This window comes from Arthrobacter sp. H41 (genome assembly GCF_000520535.1).
Lineage (GTDB): Bacteria > Actinomycetota > Actinomycetes > Actinomycetales > Micrococcaceae > Arthrobacter_D.
Map to the genome: position 1 here is coordinate 8,459 of NZ_KI914829.1, position 3,830 is coordinate 12,288.

Sequence of the window (3,830 nt, forward strand, 5' to 3'; positions counted from 1 at the left end):
CCGCCGCGGGGCAGGCGCAGCTGGGGTCCGCTACCCGGCACTCCCTCGGCCGGTGGGACCGCGATGCCCGAGCCCTTCTGCGCAGTGATGGTGGAAACCGCGCTCGCCATTGAGAACCTCGACGCGATCGCGGCGACGCCCGGCCTCGACATGGTGTTCGTGGGCCCCTTCGACCTGTCCCTCGCACTCGGGCTCGACGTCGATGACCTCCTGACCGACCGTGCACAGCAGGCGCCGCTGCCCACCATCGTGCGGGCCTGCCGAGAAGCAGGAATACTCGCGGGCGCGTATGCGGGTTCACCCGCCAGGGCGAAGGTCTTGTCGCAGCAGGGCTTCACATGGATCGCGGTGGCCACCGACACCGGCGTCCTCCACCTGGGTAGCGCCGCCGCCCGAGCCGGTCTGTCGGCCGATGATTCCTGACTGGATCGACACGCCGTCGGTGATGATCGACGTCGACGTCCTCGACGCGAATATCGCACGCATGGCATCGGCCATGCGCACACGGGGAGTGAGGCTGCGGCCCCATGCCAAGACGCACAAGGTCCTCGAGATCGGTGCCCGGCAGCTTGCGGCGGGTGCTGTGGGCCTGACCGTTGCCACGATCGGTGAGGCCGAGGTATTTGCAGCCGGCGGGGTGAAGGATCTTTTCATCGCCTACCCGCTGTGGGTCGATGCACGCCGGGCCCACCGCCTGCTGGCCCTCGGCGAAGCGGCGGCCGTGCGGGTGGGCCTCGACTCGGTGGAGAGTGCCGTCGAGATGGGCCGGAACCTCGGCACCGGCGCCCGGAACGTTGGCGTGCTGGTGGAGGTGGACAGCGGCCACCACCGCAGCGGCGCGTTGCCCGCCGACGTCGTCGGGATAGCCCGGGCCGCAGCCGACGCAGGACTTCCTGTCGAAGGAGCCTTCACCTTTCCCGGTCACAGTTACGCACCCGGAATGCCGCAGCACGCCATGCGGGACGAGGACTCCGCGCTCACGGAAGCGTCGTCGCGCCTCCTCGCCGCCGGGTTCGACGTCGCCGAGCTCAGCGGTGGTTCAACACCCACCGCGCTCGTCGGCGGAGGAAACGCGGCCACCGAACTGCGCCCCGGTGTCTACGTCCTCGGGGATGCGCAGCAGTACGAGCTGGAACGCTGCGCCCTCAGTGACATTGCGCTGACGGTCGCCGCAACGGTGGTGAGCCGGTCCGCTCCACCCGGCGGCAAGAGCCGTCGCGTCGTCGTCGACGCCGGCAGCAAGATCCTGGGGAGTGACCGCGCGGCCTGGGCTACCGGCTACGGGCGGCTTCTCGACGAGCCCGCTGCGCGCATCGTCGCCTTGTCCGAGCACCACGCCACCATCGAATGGCCCGACGACGCCGTGCTGCCGGGACACGGCCAGCGGCTCCGGGTCGTCCCCAACCATGTGTGCCTCGCGATGAACCTTGTGGATCGGGTGAGCGTGGTGCGGAACGGTGTGGTGGAGGACGAGTGGGAAGTCGCAGCGCGGGGCCGGAACAGCTGAACCGTTCCGGGAAGCCTGCGCGCCGCGGCCCCCAATAGGATGGGTGGATGACCTACCACCCCGCAGAAGACCGTTACGAGACCATGAAGTACCGCCGCGTCGGCAAGAGCGGCCTGCAGCTGCCCGCCGTGTCCCTCGGCCTCTGGCACAACTTCGGAGATGACAAACCCTTCGACATCCAGCGCGCCATCCTGCGCCGTGCTTTCGACCTCGGCGTCACCCACTTCGACCTGGCGAACAACTACGGACCGCCCTACGGCAGCGCCGAGACGAATTTCGGACGCCACTTCGCCGACGACTTCCGGCCTTTCCGCGACGAGCTCATCATCTCGAGCAAGGCCGGCTACGACATGTGGCCCGGACCCTACGGCAACTTCGGCTCCCGCAAGTACCTCCTGGCCAGCCTCGACCAGTCGCTGAACCGCATGGGCCTCGATTATGTGGACATCTTCTACAGCCACCGGCCCGATCCCGAGACTCCGCTCGAGGAGACGATGGGCGCGCTCGACACCGCCGTCCGCTCCGGGCGCGCCCTCTACGCCGGCATCTCGTCGTACTCACCCGAGAAGACGCTCGAAGCCGCCGCCATCCTCCGCGACCTGGGCACCCCGCTGCTCATCCACCAGCCGTCCTACTCGATGCTCAACCGGTGGGTCGAAAACGGCGAGCCGAACCTGCCGCAGGCGCTCGAGCAGGTGGGCGCCGGGTCGATCGCGTTCTCACCACTGGCCCAGGGCCTCCTCACCGACCGGTACCTCGACGGCGTTCCTGCTGATTCCCGGGCCGCCGCGGACAAGTCGCTGTCGGAGAACCACCTGTCCGAGGACAATCTGCGGCGCGTGCGCGGCCTCAACGAGATCGCGGGCCGGCGTGGCCAGACGCTGGCGCAGATGGCCATCGCATGGATCCTGCGGCCGCAGGCCAAAGGCACGCCGATCACGTCGGCGCTCATCGGGGCGTCGAGCGTCGCCCAGCTCGAGAACAGCGTCGCGGCCGTTCAAAACCTCGAGTTCACCGCGGAGGAGCTGCACGCCATCGACGAGTTCGCCGTCGAATCGGACATCAACCTGTGGGCGGGAGCGCTGAAGGCCTGATGCGCGCCGTCCGGACGGCGGTCCCCGGCGACTGGGCCGCTCTCTGGCGCATCATGGAGCCGGTGGTCCGGGCCGGGGATACCTACTGCTGGGATCCCGCCATGGATGAGGAGGCAGCACGGCGGGAGTGGTTTCCCGAGGCGCCCCCGACCCGACGCTGTGCGTCTACGTAGCGGTCGACGACGGCGTCGTGGTGGGCACTGCCCAACTGCATGCCAACCGCGGCGGCAACGGCAGTCACGTCGCCAACGCCTCATTTCTGGTGGCGGGTGACGCCGGCGGGAAAGGGATAGCGCGGATGCTCGCGGCGTATGTGATGGAGAAGGCCCGGGGGCAGGGCTATGAATACATGCAGTTCAATGCCGTCGTCCAGACGAACGTGCGCGCCGTGGCGCTCTGGCAGTCTCTGGGATTCGCCGTGGTCGGCACTGTTCCGAACGCGTTCCGGCATCCTGTACTGGGACTGACCGCCCTCCACATCATGTACCGCCGCCTGTAGCCGCATTCAGCGAAGGGTCAGTCGCCGAAGGTGAAGTTCGCCGTCGTCATGTGGGTGTAGCCCATTCGGATCAACTCCTGGAGCACTTCGGTGTCCACGTCCGAGAGCGAGTTGATGTAGAGGCAGGCGACGCCTGTCCGATGCTTGCCCAGACGGGCGAGGAGGTCCTCAACTCCGGGAGCGATCGTGAGTCCGTACAGGGCGAGGGCGCTGCTCCGAGGCGAGAGCCCGACGGCGAGGGCGTTCCCTTCCCTGCCGGAGGCATACCTGTAGGAGTACTGCCCGAAGCCGATCATCGAGGGACCCCACATCACGGGGTCGGCCTTCGTGATCGTCCTCATCATCTCCAGCACAGCGAAACCGTCGATCCGGCGTCGCTCGCTGGGAACGCTGTCGAGGAAGGCGATCGGATCGGCCGTGCTGGGTCGGGTCTTGTTCTCTGCCATCGCGTTACCTGACTCCCTTTCGCGGGGAGGGACCCCGGAAGGACCTGGCTTGTGCCAGGTCCTTCCGGCCATCCTAAGCGGTCGGCGCTAGCTGTTGGCGGCTCGAGGAGCACCGATACCCGGGTCGATCTGGTGCGGCCCTGCGGCGGACGGACGCACGTCGAAGTCGAAAATGGAGGTGGGAATGTAGACGGTGGAACAGGAGTTGGGAATGTCCACCACGCCCGAGAGCCTTCCTTCGATGGGCACTGCTCCAAGGAGGAGGTAGGCCTGCTCGGGGCTGT

The 3,830-nt window shown here is 67.8% G+C and carries 6 protein-coding genes; 4 read left to right on the forward strand and 2 right to left on the reverse strand.

Annotation, left to right across the window (positions count from 1 at the left end):
- The 4 genes from Y705_RS20305 to Y705_RS0114520 form a co-directional block, all read left to right on the forward strand.
- Nucleotides 1-423, forward strand: a 423-nt coding sequence (locus Y705_RS20305; protein WP_253908640.1) for an aldolase/citrate lyase family protein, incomplete at its 5' end; no start/stop codon positions are given.
- On the forward strand, nucleotides 413-1,507 hold the full coding sequence (locus tag Y705_RS0114510) for an alanine racemase (RefSeq protein WP_026533378.1): 1,095 nt from the start codon (nucleotides 413-415) through the stop codon (nucleotides 1,505-1,507). The genes Y705_RS20305 and Y705_RS0114510, both read left to right, overlap by 11 nt.
- 47 nt (nucleotides 1,508-1,554) lie before the next feature.
- Nucleotides 1,555-2,601, forward strand: a complete 1,047-nt coding sequence (mgrA, locus tag Y705_RS0114515) for an L-glyceraldehyde 3-phosphate reductase (RefSeq protein WP_026533379.1) — start codon at nucleotides 1,555-1,557, stop codon at nucleotides 2,599-2,601.
- Nucleotides 2,602-2,728: 127 nt separating this feature from the next.
- On the forward strand, nucleotides 2,729-3,100 hold the full coding sequence (locus Y705_RS0114520; protein ID WP_253908641.1) for a GNAT family N-acetyltransferase: 372 nt from the start codon (nucleotides 2,729-2,731) through the stop codon (nucleotides 3,098-3,100).
- 17 nt (nucleotides 3,101-3,117) lie between these two features.
- On the opposite strand, the gene Y705_RS0114525 is transcribed toward Y705_RS0114520, so the two are convergent.
- Complete coding sequence (locus Y705_RS0114525) at nucleotides 3,118-3,546, reverse strand: DUF1801 domain-containing protein (protein WP_026533380.1); 429 nt, start codon at nucleotides 3,544-3,546, stop codon at nucleotides 3,118-3,120.
- An 87-nt stretch (nucleotides 3,547-3,633) separates the two neighbouring features.
- Nucleotides 3,634-3,830, reverse strand: a 197-nt coding sequence (locus Y705_RS0114530; protein WP_026533381.1) for an acetamidase/formamidase family protein, incomplete at its 5' end; no start/stop codon positions are given.

Excerpts from the sequence above, each read along its gene's own strand:
- Y705_RS0114510 (WP_026533378.1), top strand. The coding sequence starts at position 413 with ATGATTCCTGACTGGATCGACACGCCGTCGGTGATGATCGACGTCGAC.
- mgrA (WP_026533379.1), top strand. The coding sequence starts at position 1,555 with ATGACCTACCACCCCGCAGAAGACCGTTACGAGACCATGAAGTACCGC.
- Y705_RS0114525 (WP_026533380.1), bottom strand. The coding sequence starts at position 3,546 with ATGGCAGAGAACAAGACCCGACCCAGCACGGCCGATCCGATCGCCTTC.